General features: G+C 34.2%; 18 protein-coding genes. 17 read left to right on the top strand and 1 reads right to left on the bottom strand.

Features of this window, described 5'->3' with window-relative positions; translation table 11 throughout:
* Positions 1 to 1,637: 1,637 nt before the first annotated feature.
* Positions 1,638 to 3,020 carry a hypothetical protein gene (locus CN925_RS12780; protein WP_098846608.1) on the bottom strand — a complete coding sequence of 461 codons (1,383 nt, stop codon included), beginning with the start codon at positions 3,018 to 3,020 and terminating at the stop codon, positions 1,638 to 1,640.
* Between the two features lie 220 nt (positions 3,021 to 3,240).
* Between CN925_RS12780 and CN925_RS12775 the strand changes: the two genes are divergently transcribed.
* The 17 genes from CN925_RS12775 to CN925_RS12695 all read left to right on the top strand — a co-directional run bounded on the left by CN925_RS12775 (position 3,241) and on the right by CN925_RS12695 (position 20,378).
* Positions 3,241 to 3,963, top strand: coding sequence for an amino acid ABC transporter ATP-binding protein (locus tag CN925_RS12775; protein WP_098846607.1), 723 nt, complete (start codon positions 3,241 to 3,243; stop codon positions 3,961 to 3,963).
* 78 nt (positions 3,964 to 4,041) lie between these two features.
* Positions 4,042 to 4,773, top strand: a complete 732-nt coding sequence (locus CN925_RS12770; RefSeq protein WP_286138340.1) for an ABC transporter substrate-binding protein — start codon at positions 4,042 to 4,044, stop codon at positions 4,771 to 4,773.
* A gap of 45 nt (positions 4,774 to 4,818) precedes the next feature.
* Complete coding sequence (locus tag CN925_RS12765) at positions 4,819 to 5,520, top strand: amino acid ABC transporter permease (RefSeq protein WP_098846605.1); 702 nt, start codon at positions 4,819 to 4,821, stop codon at positions 5,518 to 5,520.
* Between the two features lie 240 nt (positions 5,521 to 5,760).
* Positions 5,761 to 6,498 (top strand): IclR family transcriptional regulator, encoded by a 738-nt coding sequence (locus tag CN925_RS12760; RefSeq protein ID WP_098846604.1) that lies wholly within the window; start codon positions 5,761 to 5,763, stop codon positions 6,496 to 6,498.
* 403 nt (positions 6,499 to 6,901) lie between these two features.
* Complete coding sequence (locus tag CN925_RS12755) at positions 6,902 to 8,242, top strand: PTS transporter subunit EIIC (RefSeq protein WP_483295194.1); 1,341 nt, start codon at positions 6,902 to 6,904, stop codon at positions 8,240 to 8,242.
* A 211-nt stretch (positions 8,243 to 8,453) separates the two neighbouring features.
* Positions 8,454 to 9,431: an ABC transporter ATP-binding protein gene (locus tag CN925_RS12750; protein ID WP_098846602.1), complete on the top strand. Its 978-nt coding sequence runs from the start codon at positions 8,454 to 8,456 to the stop codon at positions 9,429 to 9,431.
* Positions 9,428 to 10,231 (top strand): ABC transporter permease, encoded by an 804-nt coding sequence (locus CN925_RS12745; protein WP_098846601.1) that lies wholly within the window; start codon positions 9,428 to 9,430, stop codon positions 10,229 to 10,231. The genes CN925_RS12750 and CN925_RS12745 overlap by 4 nt, the downstream gene beginning before the upstream one ends.
* Before the next feature lie 4 nt (positions 10,232 to 10,235).
* Entirely contained in the window at positions 10,236 to 11,018 is a 783-nt protein-coding gene (locus CN925_RS12740) for an ABC transporter permease (RefSeq protein ID WP_098846600.1), read from the top strand.
* Between the two features lie 463 nt (positions 11,019 to 11,481).
* Positions 11,482 to 11,889, top strand: coding sequence for a (deoxy)nucleoside triphosphate pyrophosphohydrolase (locus CN925_RS12735; protein WP_098846599.1), 408 nt, complete (start codon positions 11,482 to 11,484; stop codon positions 11,887 to 11,889).
* Between the two features lie 109 nt (positions 11,890 to 11,998).
* Positions 11,999 to 12,394, top strand: a complete 396-nt coding sequence (locus tag CN925_RS12730) for a VOC family protein (protein ID WP_098846598.1) — start codon at positions 11,999 to 12,001, stop codon at positions 12,392 to 12,394.
* A 221-nt stretch (positions 12,395 to 12,615) separates the two neighbouring features.
* Positions 12,616 to 13,356, top strand: coding sequence for a rod shape-determining protein MreC (mreC, locus tag CN925_RS12725; protein WP_098846597.1), 741 nt, complete (start codon positions 12,616 to 12,618; stop codon positions 13,354 to 13,356).
* 81 nt (positions 13,357 to 13,437) lie between these two features.
* Positions 13,438 to 14,181: a MurR/RpiR family transcriptional regulator gene (locus CN925_RS12720; RefSeq protein WP_098846596.1), complete on the top strand. Its 744-nt coding sequence runs from the start codon at positions 13,438 to 13,440 to the stop codon at positions 14,179 to 14,181.
* Positions 14,182 to 14,516: 335 nt separating this feature from the next.
* A complete protein-coding gene (locus tag CN925_RS12715; protein ID WP_098846595.1) occupies positions 14,517 to 15,197 on the top strand; it encodes an RraA family protein in 681 nt (226 codons plus the stop codon).
* Between the two features lie 55 nt (positions 15,198 to 15,252).
* Positions 15,253 to 16,563 (top strand): MFS transporter, encoded by a 1,311-nt coding sequence (locus tag CN925_RS12710; RefSeq protein WP_098846594.1) that lies wholly within the window; start codon positions 15,253 to 15,255, stop codon positions 16,561 to 16,563.
* A 42-nt stretch (positions 16,564 to 16,605) separates the two neighbouring features.
* Positions 16,606 to 17,790, top strand: coding sequence for an aminotransferase A (locus CN925_RS12705; RefSeq protein WP_098846593.1), 1,185 nt, complete (start codon positions 16,606 to 16,608; stop codon positions 17,788 to 17,790).
* Between the two features lie 177 nt (positions 17,791 to 17,967).
* Entirely contained in the window at positions 17,968 to 18,621 is a 654-nt protein-coding gene (locus CN925_RS12700; protein WP_098846592.1) for a GntR family transcriptional regulator, read from the top strand.
* 119 nt (positions 18,622 to 18,740) lie between these two features.
* Positions 18,741 to 20,378 carry a M20/M25/M40 family metallo-hydrolase gene (locus CN925_RS12695; RefSeq protein ID WP_098846591.1) on the top strand — a complete coding sequence of 546 codons (1,638 nt, stop codon included), beginning with the start codon at positions 18,741 to 18,743 and terminating at the stop codon, positions 20,376 to 20,378.
* Positions 20,379 to 20,488: the final 110 nt, after the last annotated feature.

The following is a 20,488-nucleotide window of genomic DNA, read 5'->3' as shown; positions in this document are numbered from 1 at the left end:
CACTTAGAGGGTTCACTCTATTTTGCATTACTGGTTTTTTTAGATTAATTTAGTTACGATGGTGGCTATTTCAGTAAAAACTCTTCATTGAACAGAGGTTTAAGAGAAAGTATTATTTAGATATAAATTAATAGAATCGCCACAACAGTAGGAACAGCCAACCCAATCAAAATAATCACCAAATTACTTTTAGCCAACTCAAACGGACTAACATAACAAATAGCAGTCAAGAGAGACTATATTTGGGGGATAATGGCTGTCCCTATTAGATAGTCATAAAGTAAGTCTTACTATATTATTAGCGAGAATTAATCTATTAAACAAAAAAGATATAATTTTATTCATTTCATTTAAAAAAGCACATTTTAATTCATGTGTTTTTTACAATTTTATTTATAATAGGATAAACATTGAAAGATTAATTAAGATTATAAACAAAATTAACAATAAAATTACTTTTCTAATAGTTATTTTAGAACATATAGTGCTAAACTTTGGTTTACCGCTATTAGCCCAGTATATTATATAAATCATAAAAAAAATAAGAAAAGTATGAATTATTTTTAACAAAACGATCACTTCATTTCTTCTGTTTTTTCTGTCTAATTTAGAATTACGCCAGGGCTAGATCTAGGGTGTTAGTCATTTCACTAGTTTGATTAACTTCATCTTAAATAGTGAATGATTGTTTTGGGTGAAAAACATTGTTAGTATTACGCATCATCAGTAATAGGTGATTTTGTTTTTTGTTTGCAATATTTTACTAACTTAATCTCCTCCAAATTCGTTGAAATTTTGTCTTTCATTAATTATTTCGGAGAGAAGATGGGGAATTATAGTATTTTATGTGAACGAATATTAAAAATTTAAGCTGTTGGCTCGAGGTGAAGTAAAATTGAAAAAGGAATAGCCATAGAAAATGAAGTTAGGAGTAAATAAAAGAGAATAAAGGATATATATAGTATCTTGTTTTTTTCATACAATCACACCTTTCGATTTCTTTCCATGGATTATATTTATTAATTAGATTTAAATAGGGGAAATATTTTACAATAGTTATATTTTTTGTGAAAGAAATGGAAATGATAAAAAAGCTACACTCATACTGTTGTTAAAAAATCTGGTATAAATTTCCTGAAAAAACAAAGGCTCTTCTAGTGATAGAAGAACCTACAGAATCAAAACTATTGATCGATCTAATTTTATAATGGGTGAATCTACAGATCATCCAGCTCCTTAAAGTATTTTCTTTAAGCATATCAGATTTCAAAAGGTATATTATGTGAATAATCGAACAATATGTGAAGTTAACGGTAAAATTGAATGCCTTTATATAGACGTATAATTCTTTTGAAATGGAGTTTCTTGAATGACGAAAATCGATTCATTCTTTCTTGATTAGATTGAATAGCGAAATTGTAATAGAGCGTATCCTTTGTCTAACAATTAGGTCGAAATAAAGAATTAAATAATTTATCTAATATGTATAAAAGTGAGTTAAGTAAAGGCATTTGAATATCTAATTGAGCAAAAAGTACAGGGGAATATTCTTGAAAATGGAAATTTTTATGATGAAATACAAAAGCAATTGATTTAAAAAGAAGGGCATAATATTTATGTGCCCTTCTAATTAATTACTAAATCAAAAATATAGCAACAACAGTAGTAACAGCCAACCCAATCAAAACAGGCACCAAATTCCGTCTAGCTAACTCAAACGGACTGACATTACAAATTGCTGCCGCAGGAATCAACGCCCAAGGAATCAATGTTCCGCCACCGACCCAAATTGCCGCAATTTGCCCCATAGCAGTTAATGTTGCAACTCCATGACCTATTGCCGTAGCAAATAACGAAGCCACTGAGCCGGCCAACGAAATTCCGGAGAATCCAGATCCATCTAATCCAGTAATTGCTCCAACTGTTGTCAATGTTACACCCGCAACTCCAGGATTTACAGGAACTGCATGTGCTAAAGCAAAACCTAAATCGTTTACAATTCCATTTGATCCTTTTGGCAAGTAATCTCCAATGATTGCCGTGAATCCACTATCTCCGAGATAGAAGAAAGCAGCAATTGGAATAACCGGACCGAATACTTTAAAACCGAATTTGAATCCATGAATTAAATAGTTTGTTACTTCTTCAAATCCTTTGTTCTTATGACCTATCATAGATAGAATGGAAAGAATTATTAGGGAAGTACCCCCGATTAACGCTGTTGCGTCTCCACCTTGTAGATTGAAATGAACCATCGCCCAAATATCCACTGCGAATAAAATGAAAACTAGAGCGGCCATCCATTTTTGTTGTGTTGAAGAAAGTAAATAGTCCTCAGTTTTCATATCTACTTCTGGGATTTCTACTGTTAACAGTCCTCTCTTCATATCACGTTTTAAGAAGTAAAAAGCAACGACGGTTGTCACTACACCCATTACGATTACAAGTGGAATACTTGCATGTAAAACATCTGAAACTGGGATGCCAGCTGCGTCGGCTGTTAGTTTTGGGGCACCCTGGATTACGTAATCACTAGATAAAGCAATCCCATGGCCAAATAAATTCATTGCCATCGCAACACCTAAAGCCGGTAACCCTACTCTTAAAGCAACTGGCAGTAAAACCGCACCAATTAAGGCAACTGCAGGTGACGGCCAGAAAAACCAAGAGACGACCATCATGACAATACCAATGGTCCAATAACTTAGTGTGGCGTTTCTCATCACCTTTGTAAATGGACTGATGAGTGCCTGATGCACTCCGCTATCCGTTAAAGCTTTACTCATTGAAACGATAATCGAGATGACTAAAATAGTAGAAAGTAATTCAGTTATGGCGTATATGAAACTTGAAAACAAGATACTGACGGAACTTGAAAGCGACTCAGTTGCTACTAGGCCAAGTAGGAAAATTCCTGCGAGACAGACTAGGCTTGTGTCACGTCTAAGAATTAGAAATAAAATAATTAACCCTATAAATGCTACATAAAGCCAATGTATGGCTGTTAAATCGACATGCATGAGAATAGCCCCCTTTCAATACATAGATTGGATATCAATATATGCATTCGCCTAGTTCTAGGTGATTGGAAAGATTTGTAAAAATGGGCCTATTGTCGGATTTCTGAAAATTATGTAATGACTAAATAGTCAGAATTGTGTATAATGTTAATAAAATAGAAATAGTTTCCGCATTGTGGAAAAAGTGTTGTTATTTACTTGATGGGAGGGTTGAAACATTATGATTGAGATCAAAAGTGTAAGTAAATCATTTGGGCCATTACAAGTATTAAAAGGAATTGATTTAACGATTAATGAAAAAGAAGTGGTTGTTTTATTAGGAGCAAGTGGATCAGGAAAGAGTACTCTTTTAAGATGTTTAAACTTTTTAGAAATCAATGATACAGGAGAAATTTATTTTGATGGTGATTTGGTTCAACCTAGTAAAACAGATTTGAATAAAATTCGGTCAGAGGTTGGTATGGTTTTTCAACACTTTAATCTCTTTCCACATAAAACAGTTTTAGAAAATATCATTGAAGCTCCTATTCATGTTAAAGGAATGAAAAAGAGTGAAGCAAAAGAGATTGCTTATGTTTTATTGGAGAAAGTTGGACTGACAGATAAGGCCGATGAATATCCAGAAATGTTATCGGGTGGACAAAAACAAAGGGTTGCGATTGCACGTGCACTGGCGATGAACCCGAGGGTGATGCTTTTTGATGAGCCTACTTCAGCTTTAGATCCTGAACTGGTAGGAGAGGTTCTTCAAGTTATGAAACAGCTAGCAAGTGAAGGAATGACAATGGTTGTAGTTACGCATGAAATGGGTTTTGCTAGAGGAGTAGCGGATCGAGTTTTATTCATGGAAGAAGGTCTCATTTTAGAGGAAGGCACACCTAAACAGTTTTTTGAAAATCCACAAAATGAAAGGACGAAACAATTTCTTAATAGTATTTTATAATCTAAAAAAATGATGGAGGTTTGTGTAATGAAAAAGAATTGGCGTGGTATTTTATTATCTTCAATGGTAGCAGGGGCAATGTTTCTAAGTGCATGTGGGGCAGATAAAACCGGGAATGAAGCGAGTTCAAAAGAATTTCATTATGCAATGAGTGGATTATATAAACCATTTAACTATAAAGAAGATGGCAAGCTTGCTGGATTTGATGTTGAAATCGGTAAAGCACTTTCAGAAAAAATGGGAATGAAGGCTGTACCAGTAACAAACCCATGGGAAACAATTGTACAAGGCTTAGTGTCTAATAAGTATGATGCGATTTTAGGGAGTATGACGATTACGGAAGAACGATTAAAAGTGGTTGATTTCAGTAATCCATATTATATTTCAGGTTCTCAAATTTTTGTCGCTGATAATAATAAAGAAATCAAATCTGCTGAGGATTTAAAAGGGAAGAAAATTGGTGTTGTAAAAGCTAGCCCGTATAAAGATTTAGCGATTAAATATACTGGAAAAGAAAATGTCGTTGATTATGATAGTGACCTAACGGCGATAATGGATCTTCCAACTGGTAGACTAGATGCTGTTATTACAGATCAAATGGTCGGCTTTAGGGTCATTAAAGAAGGAAAAGCTAAGATTAAAGATGTAGGCACTCCATTAACTCACGATAACCAAGCAATTGCGGTAAGGAAAGAGGATAAAGAACTTCAGAAGAAAATTAACAAGGCTTTAGATGAAATTATTAAAGATGGAACTTATGAAAAAATTAGTGAAAAGTGGTTTGGCCGAAATATTCTTGAAGAAAAATAATAATAGAATTCTAGCCTAATAGGACAAGAAGAGGGGTGAGGTATCATGCATATATTTTTAAATACATTTCATGTGTTTTTAGAAGCGACATTATTAACGTTAAAATTAACAATCGTCTCTACTATTTTAGGAAGTGGAATAGGTCTTATTTTTGCATTTTTCAGACTCTCACGGATTAAAGTACTTAACTATATTGCTAATCTCTATGTCACAGTCATTCGTGGGACACCGTTGATCGTTCAAATCGCAATCTTATACTTTGGACTTTCTAGTATTATTACATTCTCGCAGTTTTGGGCTGGTGCAATAGCTTTAGGTGTGCATAGTGGAGCATATATTGCTGAAATCTTTCGTGGTTCCATTCAATCAATTGACAAAGGCCAAATGGAAGCTGCGCGCTCTCTTGGGATGTCCCAACCATTAGCAATGAGAAGAATCGTGTTACCTCAAGCATTTAAAATGGCGATTCCTGCTCTTGGAAATCAGTTTATAATCGGATTAAAAGATTCTTCGCTTGTAGCATATGTAGGGATGCAAGATTTATGGGGAGCAGGACTAAGTGAGGCTGCCTCTAACTTTGAACAAATGAATACATATATTGTAGTCGGTTTATATTATCTTGCACTTGTGTTAATTATTACGTATGGAGTTAAAAAGCTTGAAGATTCTTTAGATGTGAGTCGTAATAAAAAACGAAAAATAAGAAAAAATAAGTCTAATGCATCATTAGAATCAATAAAGCTATAAATTAATCTAAAAGTCCTTGGAAAAACAGGCGATAAATTTGTAAGATAGATGTAAAAAATTACTCTCACAATTATTCATTTGCAAGTTCGAAATGAAAACAAGAAGTGCTGAGATACTCAAGTCAACGCAATTTTAAAAAAACATTCGTATACTACCAGCACGTAATGATCGGGGAATATTCCCAGACTTTTTGAACAGACTCCCCAAGATAAGAAGTGAAGAGTCATAGGAGTTATGATCATGGTCCAATCTATTGACCGAGCTATGCTTATTATTGACACCTTAAATTCGGATGAATCCAAAATGAATTGGCAAATCACCGAATTAGCGGAAAAAACATCTCTATCTCTCGGTACGCTTCACCGATTACTAAACTCTTTAATAAAACACGGACTAGTTGTACAAATTCCAGAAACGAAGCATTATAAATTAGGGTATAAATGGATGGAGCTTGGCCTCCGTCAATTGGATAAAATGGATTTCAGATTAGTAGCAAGACCAATAATGGAACGTTTGGCGAGTCATGTAGAGGAAAGCATCTATTTAAATATTGAAAGTGGTATAGATGGAATTGTGATTGATAAAATTGACAGTCCATTAAAAATTAGAATTGCTGAAAATCTTGGTATCCGAATTCCACTACATATTGGTGCTCCCAACAAAACCATTCTTGCTTATATGAAAGAGTATGAAATTCAAAAAGTACTAGACCAACTAAATCTGACACCTAATTCAGTATCAAGTTTAAAACAACAACTCATTGAAATCAGACAAAATGGCTATGCAATAAGTCAAAGTGAAAAAACAGAAGATACAGCGGCGATTGCGGCTCCAATTACTGGGTACAACAACAAAATACTCGCTGCATTAAGCGTGAATGTACCAGGATTTCGATTTACTCAGGAACGTATTCCGTTCTTGATCGAAGAAGTCACAAAAGCAGCGGAAGAAATCTCAAAGAAAATAGGGAAGATTTAAGTGATAATTGGCGCGTTCCACTAAAGGGATGCGTCTATTTTTTTAATCAAACTATACAGAATAGGGAGTCACCCTCTACCATTCAAATTATAATACTTCCGTTTACTATTTTTTCCTATCAATACCTTGTCATAAAAGTGAAATCATTCGCGTAAAATTTAAATGAAATTTCAAAAACTTTAATATTAAATTTGAAATTATGTTTATAGTAAATAACCTATAATTGTTTCTTTTAAAGCTGTAGATTCCTTTAAAAAAGGGAGGGGATCAACCATTTGAAAAACTATCAATCTGATATCATCGACTATTTTCATAAAGGAGTTAGATAATCTTTTAAACTAATAAACTTGTTACTTTAAAAGGAGATGTAAAGATGGCAAAGGGGATTAGCAAATACTTATTAATGGCCGAACAATTATTAGGGCATTTGGGAGGAGTGGAGAATATCTCTGCTTCCACTCATTGTATGACAAGACTTCGAGTAGCCTCAAAGGATCATTCAAAGGTAGACATTGAGGCGATCAAAAAGACAGAAGGAGTTTTAGGAGTTGTAGAAGAAGAAACAATTCAAATCATACTCGGACCTGGTGTTGTAAATAAAGTTGCCGAAGAGTTTGATAAACTGCTTGCAGCTGCAGATGATTTTGATCTGAATGATGTAGCTTCAAAAAACAAATCAGAGATTGATCGAAGGAATGCAAAACCGTTTAAACTGTTTTTACGTAGAATCGCAAGTATTTTTATTCCGTTAATTCCTGCCCTTGTTGCTTCAGGATTAATAACCGGTATTACAAAAGCAATTGTTCAAGCGGAATGGCTTGCAGCAGATTCGAAATTAGCCATTATTTTAACCGTGATCGGATCGGGGCTGTTTGCTTATCTTGGAATCTTAGTCGGAATAAACGCAGCAAAAGAATTTGGTGGATCACCAGCACTTGGCGCACTCGCTGGTATTCTTGTCATCAACCCTGCAGTTGCTGATATTTCTTTGTTTGGGAACAATCTTCTTCCTGGACGTGGAGGGTTAATTGGAGTTCTTTTTGCAGCAATCTTCATCGCTTTAGTTGAAAGGCAAGTAAGAAAATTTGTACCGCAATCTTTAGATATTATTCTTACTCCGACTATCGCATTATTAATTACAGGAATCGTGACCTATCTAGTATTTATGCCGGTTGGCGGTTTTGTATCAGATGCGATCACAAAAGGTTTATTAAATGTTCTTGATTATGGAGGAGTTGTAGCGGGATTTGTGCTTGGTGCAACATTCCTGCCACTAGTCGTTACCGGGCTCCATCAAGGTTTGACGCCAGTTCATCTTGAATTAATTAACTCGATTGGAGATGACCCATTACTACCAATTCTTGCGATGGGTGGAGCGGGTCAAGTAGGAGCAGCGTTTGCAATTTACTTTAAAACGAAGAAAAAAAGCTTAAAACGTGCGATTGGTGGGGGACTCCCATCAGGAATGCTTGGAATCGGTGAACCATTAATTTTTGGTGTAACGTTACCGCTTGGACGTCCATTCTTAACGGCCTGTTTAGGGGCGGGAGTCGGTGGTGCATTCCAGGCTCACTTCCATATCGCTACAATTGCAGTCGGTGTTTCAGGCCTTCCACTATCGTTCTTAGTTCATACGAATCAGATTTTATTATACTTAACCGGAGTGGTTATCTCTTATGTAGCTGGATTTATTTTTACTTACTTATTTGGATTTAAAGATGAAATGGCAGCTGAATTCAAGTAAACCAACTTTAGCATGTTTGGTACAGACCAATTATTTTTATAGGGTCTAGATGACTAAAAAAGGATGAAATGAATTGATTTCATTCTTTTTTTGTTGCCTTAATCATTTATTTTCAAAAATTACCGAATAAACTGAAAAAAATATTGACGTGCTGATCGTATGATGATAGTATTTTTCTTCCAGTCTAAAAAAGTGATAGGAGGCGAAAAAATTGATTACAGTAGATGGTTTAAGTAAATCTTTCAAGGTTGCGAAGCGTTCTTCAGGACTTAGGCAGGCAGTGAAGGGGCTTTTTTATCGAGAGCATACGATTGTTGAAGCGCTAAATGATATTTCCTTCTCTATTGAACCGGGGGAAATCGTCGGATATATCGGTCCGAACGGTGCAGGGAAATCTACGACGATAAAAATCATGAGCGGAATATTAGTTCCAGATCGAGGGACGTGTAACATAATGGGATACATCCCGTGGAAGGAAAGAACTTCCTATGTTAAACAAATCGGTGTTGTTTTTGGGCAACGGTCTCAATTATGGTGGGATGTACCCGTCATAGACTCGTTTGAGCTTCTCCGTGATATTTATAAAATTCCTCAAAACGAATATCAAGATAATCTTGATTTACTGATTGAAACCCTTGATTTACAAAGTCTTATTCATTCACCTGTACGACAATTAAGCTTAGGACAGAGGATGCGTTGTGAGATCGCAGCATCATTGCTACATAGTCCTAAAATTTTATTTTTGGATGAACCGACAATAGGGCTTGATGCTGTTTCAAAGATTGCTGTACGCGAGTTTATTAAGAGGATCAATAAAGAAAAGGGCGTTACCGTCATTCTTACGACGCATGATATGAATGATATCGAAGCTTTAGCTGATCGGGTTATTTTGATTGGTAAAGGGAGCTTATTGTTTGATGGGAACTTGGATGATTTGCGAAAACATTTTGGAACGCATAAAACGATTACAGTAGATTACCAAGAGGACCACAATCCATTTAAAATCCCTGGAACTACAATGATTTCATGGTCCCCAAAACGGGCAATATTAAGTTTAGATACTGAACAAGTAAAAATATCTGATGTGATTTCCAGTTTATCCAGTAAAGTTGATCTACTCGATGTGACGATTGAAGCACAACCAATTGAAGAAATTATCGTAGGTCTCTATAAGGAGTTTCAAATATGAAGCCTTATGTATCTGTACTAAAACTACGATTATTGAACGGAATGCAATATCGTTCAGCAGCATTGGCTGGGGTTGCAACACAGTTTTTCTGGGGATTTATGTACATCATGATTTTTGAAGCTTTTTATAGTCAAACTGTACAATCTCAACCACTTTCTTTAAAAGAAATCATTACATATTTATGGTTACAACAATCCTTTTTAGCATTCATCATGCTTTGGTTCCGTGATAATGAGCTTTTTGATTTAATTACAACTGGGAATATCGCATATGAACTTTGCAGACCATGCGAATTATACGGATTTTGGTATTCAAAACTTTTAGCCCAACGCTTGTCGAGTGCAATTCTAAGGTGTTTCCCAATCCTTTTAGTTGCTTTTCTTTTACCTCAACCTTATAAAATGACGTTACCACCAAGTGTCTTTACCTTTGTGTTATTTTTACTTGCCCTAATTTTTGGCTTACTTCTTCTTGTTTCAATTTCGATGTTCATTTATATTTCGGTATTTGTGACAATGTCTCCTATTGGCTCCTTGCTACTGTTTGGGGTTGTTGGAGAATTTTTCTCTGGATTAACAATTCCAATCCCACTCATGCCAGATTGGCTTCAGACCGTTGCTTATTTCCTTCCGTTTCGATGGACAGCAGATTTCCCGTTTAGGGTTTATTCTGGAAATATTCCTCAAACTGAAGCAGTGATTGGGATCGTCATCCAAATTATTTGGTTAGTTTTACTTATTTGGCTTGGAAGAATCGCTTTTAATAAAGCTTTACGAAGAGTCGTGGTCCAAGGAGGTTGATGCTATGGGACTATATTTTAAATATCTTCTTATTCTCTTTAAATCGCAAATGGAATACCGCACATCTTTTTGGCTTTTAACGATTGGTCAGTTTTTAATCCCGTTTTCGATGTTTGCGGGTCTTTATTTTTTGTTTGAACGTTTTGGACAAATTAAAGGATGGACTTTCTACGAGGTTGCGCTTTGTTTTGCGATTATCCACATGGCATTTGCTTTAAGTGAATGTTTTGCCCGAGGATTTGATAATTTCTCCAGCCTTATTGTTAGTGGTAACTTTGATCGAGTACTTGTTCGTCCAAGAAGTACAATTGTTCAAGTTATGGGCTCTAAATTTGAGTTTAATAGAATTGGTAGATTAATTCAGAGCTTAATTGTTTTGATCTGGGCGATTAGTAGTCTTTCGATCGATTGGAGCAGTATGAAAGTGATTACGCTTTTATTAATGATTATCAGCGGGGTTTTTATATTTACCGGAATCTTTATCCTTGCAGCCACAATGTGTTTCTGGACAATTCAAGGTCTCGAAGTGGTTAACATTTTCACAGATGGCGGAAGAGAAATGGCGCAATATCCATTAAATATTTATCAGAAATGGATCACAAAATTCTTTACATTTGTTATTCCTTTCGGATGTGTCAATTATTTACCTTTAATGTATATTCTAGATAAAACGGATGGGAAAGCGTATCTATATATGTTATCACCGATAGCGGGTATCATTTTTATAATACCTTGTTTACTAGTTTGGCAAATTGGAGTGAGACATTATCGATCGACCGGTTCGTGAAATTTAGAGGAGCAATCCCTTTTAAGGGTTGCGTTTTTTATTGATGGAAACGGAAGAGAATAAATCATAAAATCGTCATATTTTATTTTTATTGGGTAATAGTAATCTAGTATCGTATTATATAAATCAATATTGAAGTTTGAAACTACCTTCTTTAATTAAAAAAATGTTTCCTATTATGATAGTAGGTATCCAGAGTAAAAAAATAATTTTTGATTTTGTGTTAGAGGTTTCATTGTCATTTTCCTTTAATTAATATGGTTGTAACTACATCGCAAAAAGGTTACTGTCATGATCATTTTTTCATCGGATTTTTATTAAGATAATTTCATGTTAGCAGAGAAATATACTCTTTTTACGAACAAATAATGAATTATATTTGAATTTATTAGATATGTTGATTTGTTGTTATTTAACTTAAGCAAATAATAAATATATAATTGAATAAAAAGGAAAAAAATCAATGAAAAAACAAATTAAAGTAGTAGGAGCTGTCATCCGAAACGATCAAAACCAAATACTATGTGCTTTACGTTCACCTGAGATGAGCATGCCAAATTGCTGGGAGTTTCCAGGTGGAAAAATCGAGAAGAATGAGAAACCTGAAGAGGCATTGATCCGTGAAATTATGGAAGAATTAGGCTGTGAAATAGCTGTATATGTATTAGTTGAAGATGTCATTCATGAGTATCCAAATATCATTGTAAATTTGATAACGTATGAAGCTAAGATTATAAGCGGTACGCCAATAGCTAATGAGCATACGAAGATAGAATGGAAAGACATTTCGGATTTAACAAAACTTGAATGGGCTCCAGCTGACATTCCTACAGTTGAAAAATTGGTTAGTTTGATGTCGAATAACTGCTAAAAGTATTAATTTGAATAGTTTTCCATAGCCCATATAATTATAAATAGGCAACTAAAGTGTACATACTAGATGAGTTAAAGAAAATTCTTGTAATACATAGGAGGAAAATATGGGAAGATTGATTCATTTCGAAATTCATGTTGATAACATGGAACGTGCAAAGAAGTTTTATGGAGAAGTATTTGATTGGAAGTTTGAAGATTGGAGTGAATATGCAGGAATGCCATATTTCGGTGCAGTGACAGGCGATGAGGGCCAAATGGGAATTAATGGTGCCCTAATGCAACGCCAAAGTCCTCCTCCTCAAGCAAACCAGCCATTAAATGGATATGCCTGTACGATGGGAGTAGGAAATTACGACGAAACGGAAGCTAAAATTATTGAAAACGGTGGCAAAGTAGCAATGCCTAAATATGCATTGCCTGGAATGGCATGGCAAGGATACTTCATTGACACTGAAGGAAATATTTTTGGAATTCATCAACCTGATGCTAATGCTAAGTAATAATATATGGGTTCGATGAATAATTTAACAGTTTGACTTATCCTTGATATCGAAGAAGAGAACAATTTAAAGTTGTTCTCTTTTTTTTGCGTTTCTTCATAAAAGTAATTGAATGGACATCGGAGAATCTATTAAACACAAAATTGCCACATTACTCTAATTCTCTGGAATATTTTTCATGTTATCCTAAAAATAAAAACAAGTAAGAAAAGGATAAACCGATGAAAAAAATATTTTTTATTACGGTGTTAATCGCCATTCTTATGACAAGTGGCTATCTATTCTCAAAAACCAACACATTCAACAGTCACACGAACAATATAAAAGAATTACTCGAATTAAAAAAAGAAAATGATGAATTAAAAGATAAAATGAGCAATGAAACATCTTTAAAAGCAAGTATTACAGAATTGACGAATGAAAATAAAGAATTAAACATGCTAAAAGAAAGACTACATAAAGAAAGTCAAAAATACAAAGCTGATGTAGCAATCGTTACAAAAAGAAATTTTGAAACTTGGGACAGCTTTGTTGAAATTAATAAAGGCTCTAATAATGGTGTGAAAATAAATACAAATGTAATGACAGCACAAGGTCTATTAGGTAAAGTAACCGAAGTCTCCGAGAATAGTTCAATTATAGAATTGTTAAGTGCAGTGAAATATAAAACATATATTTCAGTCCAACCAAAAAGTAATCCTCAATTACAAGGTCTGATTAAAGCAATAGATGAGAAAACGGGCTATTTAGAAATGACTCTTTTTAATGAAAATAATAAATTGAAGGTTGATGAAATCATTGTAACCTCGGGTCTAGGTGGAATCTATTTACCAGGTATTGAAATAGGTAAAGTAAAGGAAATTAAATATGATAATTTAGGCTTAAATCAGACGGCTTATATTGAACCTTTATATGATTTAAACGATTTAGAGTACGTTATTTTGTTGTTAGGAAAAAAATAAAAGGAATGAACAATGAAAAAGAGAACAGTGTTAGAGTTGTTCTCTTTTTTTTGCATAAATAAAAAAAGTAGGTGTATGTAAATGTTAACATTCCAAGAAAGGATACAAAAATATGAATATCAGCTAAACGATACGGAAGATCAAATAGTTGAGTTCATCCTTGATCACAAAGAGGAAGTTATTAGCTATTCAATTCAAAATTTAGCTGCTCAGCTATTTACGGTTCCAAATACGATTACGAGATTATCCAAAAAATTAGGTTTTGATGGATATTCCCAGATGAAAAATAGTTTAAAAGAAGAAGTAATTCAGCAAGATCAGTTTAAAGAGGAAGGTAGCCTTACATACAACATACAGAAAACAATTGGTCTGATTGATCAAAATACGCTTTCTATTACGGCAAGATTGATCCATGAAGCAAGTAGAGTACTTTTCTTTGGTGTAGGAGATACTGCGCCATTTTGTGAGATGATGATTAAAAATTTGAAAGTAGTCGGTAAAAAGTCGGAGTATTATTTCCATCGTCATGATGTCTTATATGAACTGTCTAAATTTGATCCAGGGGAGAACAATTTACTTTTTTTAATTTCTTTATCAGGAGAAACGGCCCAAGTTTTGGATGTAGCTGAGTTGGCGAAGCAAAAAGGAGTTAAATTAATTTCGCTTACGCATTTTAGTAAAAATACACTACAACAAACTGCCGATGTGAACTTGTTTTGTTATTCGCCGAGTAAAAAAATTAATGAATACAATATGACAGATAAAACTCCTTTGCTTTTAGTTCTTAGAGCCTTATCGGAATTTTACTGGAAAGCCTTAAATTGATGAATAGTATGTAAACTAAAAAAATACTAGGAACTGTGTAAAAATAAGAAGTTTCCCGCTTCTTATTTTTTTTATATTTAACTATTTTAATAAGGTTAATCTAAATGTTTTAATCTCGGTAAAAATAACGATAAAAAATATGTCGAATCTTGATTAATTTATTTAATATTCAAAATATTCATTTACACGTATCTCTTTTCATGGTTATAATGTATTTGTATCCGGTATTTGTATTTGTATACAATCCAAGGAAGGGGCACTAGATTAGATCTCTTTTTAAGGTTTTACGTGTATTTACTTATTAAAAGCTAATGAAAGAAAGGGGTAAAAGTTAAGTGATTAAAATTGTTTCAGAGATTGATAGACCAGATCCGAATGTCATCAAAGAATTGGAAGCGATTTCACCTAGTGATTATGGACACAGTATTAATTTTCAATTGATTAGTGCACGAAAAATTAAGCCTTTATTTCCGATTGACGGTTTTTTTGCAGGGCCAGCTATTACTGTAAGAATTCCTCCAAATGATGGTTTATTAATTAACAAAGCATTAGATTTAGTAAAGCCCGGTGATGTTGTTGTCATCGATATGAATGAAGAAGAACGTTTTGCTTGTTGGGGAGAAATTACTACGAAATTGGCTATGGAAAAAGGGGCTATTGCAGCGATCATTAATGGGCCAGTGACAGATACAAAAATGATTATTGATTTACAATTTAAGGTCTTTTCATACGCTATTTCACCTTTAACGACTAAAGTTTATAGTATTGGTGGCGATGTGAACATACCAGTTTGTATTCAATCTTGCATTATTAATCCAGGGGACATTATTGTCGGTAGTAATGATGGTTTACTAGTAGTACCAAAAGACCAAGCATTAGATTATCTCGAAATTGGCAAAAAAGAACAGGCAGCAGACAATCAACGTCGTCAAGATTTGGAACAATTAGGTGCAGAGAATTATTTACGCCGTTTCGATCCTTTATGGGAAAAGATGGTAGAAAAGAGTAAAAGTTAATTAGTTTTAAAATGACTACTGTTTCTTAATTAGATCCAAAAAAGGAGAGGGTATGATGGGGAAATTAGCTGTTGACAAACAATTAGACACTTCAACTGTAAAAGAAAAAAAATTAGGTTTGCGTTGGGGACTTGCTTTTATTTTTTTCATTATAGGATTTATTGCGTATATGGATCGTTCTAATATTTCGATTGTAGCTGTGCCGATGATGAAAGATTTAGGATTGGATAAAGTTCAATTTGGACTATTATCTTCTCTCTTTTATTTAGGCTATTGTTTTTCACAAATTCCTGGAGGGATGTTAGCTGAAAGGTTTGGCGCGAGGAATATCGTGACAATTGCGGTTGCGTGGTGGTCGTTATTTACAACTTTAACAGCTGCATCTGTTAACTACGTTGTACTGTGCATCGTCAGATTTTTCTTTGGAGCTGGTGAAGGACCGATGTATCCAGGAAATGCTGTTTTCAATTCATATTGGTTCCAAAAACATGAAAAAGGTCGTGCTTCAAGTGCGTTATTGGCTGGTTCGTTTTTTGGTCCAGTTATTGCGCCTGGGATATCAGTTGCTATTATGGCATGGTTTGGTTGGCACGGAGTATTTTACATATTTGGTGTAGTTGGCGTTGTTGTAGCTTTACTATGGTATTTTGTTGGACGAAATAAACCAGAAGAGCACCCATGGATTTCTGAAAGAGAAAAAGCACTTATTATTGAAAACCGTAGTATTTCAAGCAGTAAGAAAAAAACAGCCCCTTGGAAACAATACTTAAAAAATTATCGATTTTGGGCTGTAGGAGTACAATACCTTGTTGTAATTTATATGAATACATTCTTTTTAACATGGTTGCCAACTTATTTAATGGAGGCACGTAATTTTTCATTAAAAGAAATGGGATTAGCGGCAAGTTTCCCTTGGTTAGCAATTTGTTTTTCTGTTCTAATTGGTGGTGCTATTTCAGATAAAATTTTACAAAAAACAAACTCTCGTATGATTGCACGTGGAGGAATGGCCATTTTAGGATTCGCCTTTTTCATTTTAGGACTATATCTTGCAGCTTACTCGGTTACTCCTTGGTCAAATGTTCTTTGGTTGACAGTAGCACTTGGTGCATTAGGACTTCCAATCGTTGCTTCATGGGCTATAGCGAATGACATGGGTCAAGAATTCTCAGGTTCTGTTAGTGGTTGGATGAATACTTGGGGAGCAATAGGGGGGATCACATCTCCAATTATTTGTGGATGGTTTGCACAAGAAATGGGATGGAATATCACTTTATTAATCAACATTATTCCTGTTGTATTTGCAGCAATCTTATGGTTCTTTATCAAGCCAGATCGACCATTAGTTAAGTTAGAAACTAAGTAGGAATCATTTCAAGATTGTAAATCGAAAAGAAGGTGTGTAACGATGGAAAATTTACTAAATAAAAGCGTAACAGCACTTCAGGTTCCAGGGATTAGAAAATTTTTTAACATGGTTGTTGATTATCCAGATGCGATTAATCTTACACTTGGCCAGCCTGATTTCCCTACACCTGAGCATATTAAAGAAGCTGGAATTTCAGCAATAAAACAGAATTATACAGCATATACGGAAAATGCTGGATTACTTAGCCTAAGGAAAGCAGCTAGCGATTTTCTGTATAAAAAATACAATCTTTCCTATGATGCTGCTAGAGAAATCATTGTGACAAACGGCGCTACAGAAGCACTAGATTCAGCTTTTCGTACAATTTTGAGAGAAGGGGATGAGGTCTTACTCCCTGCTCCTATTTACCCAGGCTATGAACCACTGATCGAAATGTGTGGAGCCATCCCTGTCTATATAGACGTGACTCAAAATAACTTCAAGATTAATGCTGAATTGATCAAGCGTCATATGACAGAAAAGACTCGTTGTTTAGTTCTTTGCTCACCATCTAATCCTTTAGGTAGCGTGCTAGATTATGAAGATCTTAAGAAAATAGCGTTGCTTTTAAGAGAAAGGGATATTTTCGTCGTTTCAGATGAAATATACAGTGAACTGACTTACGATAAAAACCACTATTCAATCGCTTCTCTACCAGGTATGTGGGAAAAAACAATTGTGATTAATGGTCTTGCTAAATCACATTCAATGACAGGGTGGAGAATTGGTTTCACATTTGCTCCAGCCTACATTTCTGAGCAAATGCTAAAAGTACATCTTTATAACTCAGTCTGTGCTAGCACGATTAGTCAATATGCTGCAATTGAGGCACTTACAAATGGCATAAATGACGCGAATCAAATGGTTGTGGAATATCGACAAAGAAGAGATTATGTTTGTGAAAGATTAATGAACATGGGATTTGAAGTCATCAAACCTGAAGGTGCTTTTTACGTATTCCCTTCTATTAAAAATACAAATATGAAATCATTTCAATTTGCGTTGAAATTATTACAGGAAGCAAAAGTAGCGGTCGTACCGGGTGATGGATTTTCTAAATATGGAGAAGGATATGTAAGAATCTCGTATGCTGCTTCGATGGAAATGCTCGAAAAAGCATTAGATAGAATGGAGCAATTTATGCAATCTAATTTTAATAGAAAGAAAGCAGTAGAGGAAGTATAGTAGAGTGTGAGTATCGAATTGAATAACGCTCTTTTTTGATAGTTAATTATTCTTTAGAAGATATTTACATTCCCTACATCATGATATAATCAAACTATGTTGTACTTTTGTACATCATAGTTTGACTCTTATTGTTTAAGAGAATCTTAAATGGATTAATGCTAAAGGGAGATAGGTATGAAAAAATTAAAATCTGCTGGTTCTTTATCTGATCAAGCGTATGATGTTATAAAAAATGCCATTATTAATAATGAAATAAAACCACTGGAATACTTAATTGAAGAGCAAATTGCCGAAAAATTAGGAATAAGCCGAACTCCAATTAGAACAGCGTTAAAAAAGTTAGCTTATGAAGGTTTAGTGGAAATGGAAACAGCCAAACATACAAGAGTTCGAATGATCTCTGTCGAAGAAGTACAAGAGTACCAAGTTGTTAGAGAATCATTGGAGCCTTTAGTAGCTAAACTTGCTTGTCAAAGCATTGATAGTGAGCAATTAGCATTCTTAAAAGATATTTGCAATCAACAGCAAGAAAGTATCGATGAAAAAGATTATAGTCAATTTATTAATTTAGATACCCAGTTTCATTGTTACCTTGCTGAATTTACAAATAACCATAAATTAAAAGAGTTTATTTCATCTCTTCGTACGAATTTACAAAGATATTTAATCCTGACAAATACAATTCAATCTAGCGCACCGGAAGCTGTTAAAGAACATTATCAAATTTTAGATGCCCTAGAAAGAAAAGATTCAACTGAAGCATCAGAATTAATGTTAAATCATATCAAAAATGTTTCAAAACGATTTTTAATAAAGCCTGTAAAATAAATGCTCCCACTTGAGCAACTTGACAACAAGATACAATGCCTACCAAAGAAATTTAAATACAAGTATATGCAAACGCGTTATCAAAATTGTTAATTCTAAATGGATGGGGAGATTTGTTAATGAAAACGATAGAGAACAATTGGCAGACAAAAAATCAATTAATCGACTTACTTTGTGAACTTGTCGAGATCCCAAGTGTGACACATTCTAGTGGTGAAATTGAAATTGCGGAATATGTTGAAAAAAAACTCCGTCAACTTCCTTATTTTCAAGATCATCAAGAGTATTTAAAACTCCATACAACAGAAGATGATCGTAAATTCGTAACAGCTCTTGTAAAAAAAGGGACGAATGAAAAAAAGACAATCGTCCTTGTTAGTCATTTTGATGTAGTCGATGTAGAAGATTATGGTAGTTGGAAAGAATTTGCTTTTAACCCTAAAAAATTAACAGAATTATTTTATAATAATAAAGAAAAAATGTCTGAAGAAGTTCAAAAGGATTTGCAAAATGGTGAATGGCTGTTTGGTAGAGGAACAATGGATATGAAATGTGGTCTAACCTTACATATGTCATTAATTGAAGAAGCATGTTCTGGAGCATTTGATGGCAATTTACTTCTAGTAACCGTTTGTGATGAAGAAGTGAACTCTGTTGGAATGCGAAATGCTGCACCAATACTTCTAGAAATGGCAGAAAAACACGATCTTGAATACAGAGCATGTTTAAATTCGGAGCCTATGTTTGCTAGATATCCAGGAGATGAAAATTCATATATTTATTCTGGCTCAATCGGCAAGGTTTTAGCAGGTTTCCTATGCTACGGGAAGGAAACCCATGTTGGTGAACCTTTTTCTGGATTAAATGGGAATTATATGGCCTCTCAACTAACATGTGAATTAGAATTAAACACAGACTATTGTGAAGTCATTGAAGGTGAGGTCACACCTCCTCCTACAAATCTCATTCAAAAAGACTTGAAAAAAGAATATAATGTACAAATCCCACATCGCGCAGTCACGTTGTTTAACCTATTTATAATGGAACAATCAATGGATGCGATTACGAAAAAGCTACAAACGAGTGCTCAAAAAGTTGCACGAAAAATTGAGCAAGGCTATGAAACAAGAGCAACTCATTTTTCTACATTAGAAAATTCTACAGCAAAGAAAGTTAATGTAAATGTATTCAATTTTGACGAATTACTAAATTATGCAATCAAAACCTATGGTAAAGAAAAAGTGGATCAAATCCAGCAACATATTGTGAGTAATAGAGGGAAAAAAGATGATCGAGACGTATCGATTCAATTAGTTGATGAGCTTAGCATTCTTTGTAAAGAGCTATCTCCAATGATTGTTCTTTTCTTTGCACCACCATATTACCCAGCTGTATGTTCTCGAAATCATCCTCGTATTCGAACAGTAGTTGATCAGGTTATTGAATATGCAAAAGATGAGTATAATCTAGTTCTTAAAAAACAAAATTATTTTGCCGGTTTATCAGACTTAAGTTATGTAGGACTAGAAAAACCAGCTTCAGAACTAGGAAGCCTTATTTCAAATATGCCACTTTGGGAAAAAGGATATAGTGTTCCTTTAGATGATTTAGAGAAGTTGAATATTCCTGTGCTTAACTTAGGTCCTGTAGGTAAAGATGCACATAAATGGACGGAACGGTTAGATGTAAATAATGCATTCGATGAGTTAAGAGAGATGCTTACTTTTACAATTAATCAATTGTTAAGAAAGGACTAAATTTATGCTAAAAATGCCGTGATCAATTCATGGCATTTTCCTTTACGACTACATTTTTTAACTACGTAGATGTGTATAAATACACACATAATATATAAAAATATGAAAAT

It is taken from the genome of Bacillus sp. AFS055030 (genome assembly GCF_002574545.1).
Lineage (GTDB): Bacteria > Bacillota > Bacilli > Bacillales > Bacillaceae_G > Gottfriedia.
Note: the sequence above shows the minus strand (reverse complement) of the source record. Positions and strands in the feature narration are given on the sequence as shown.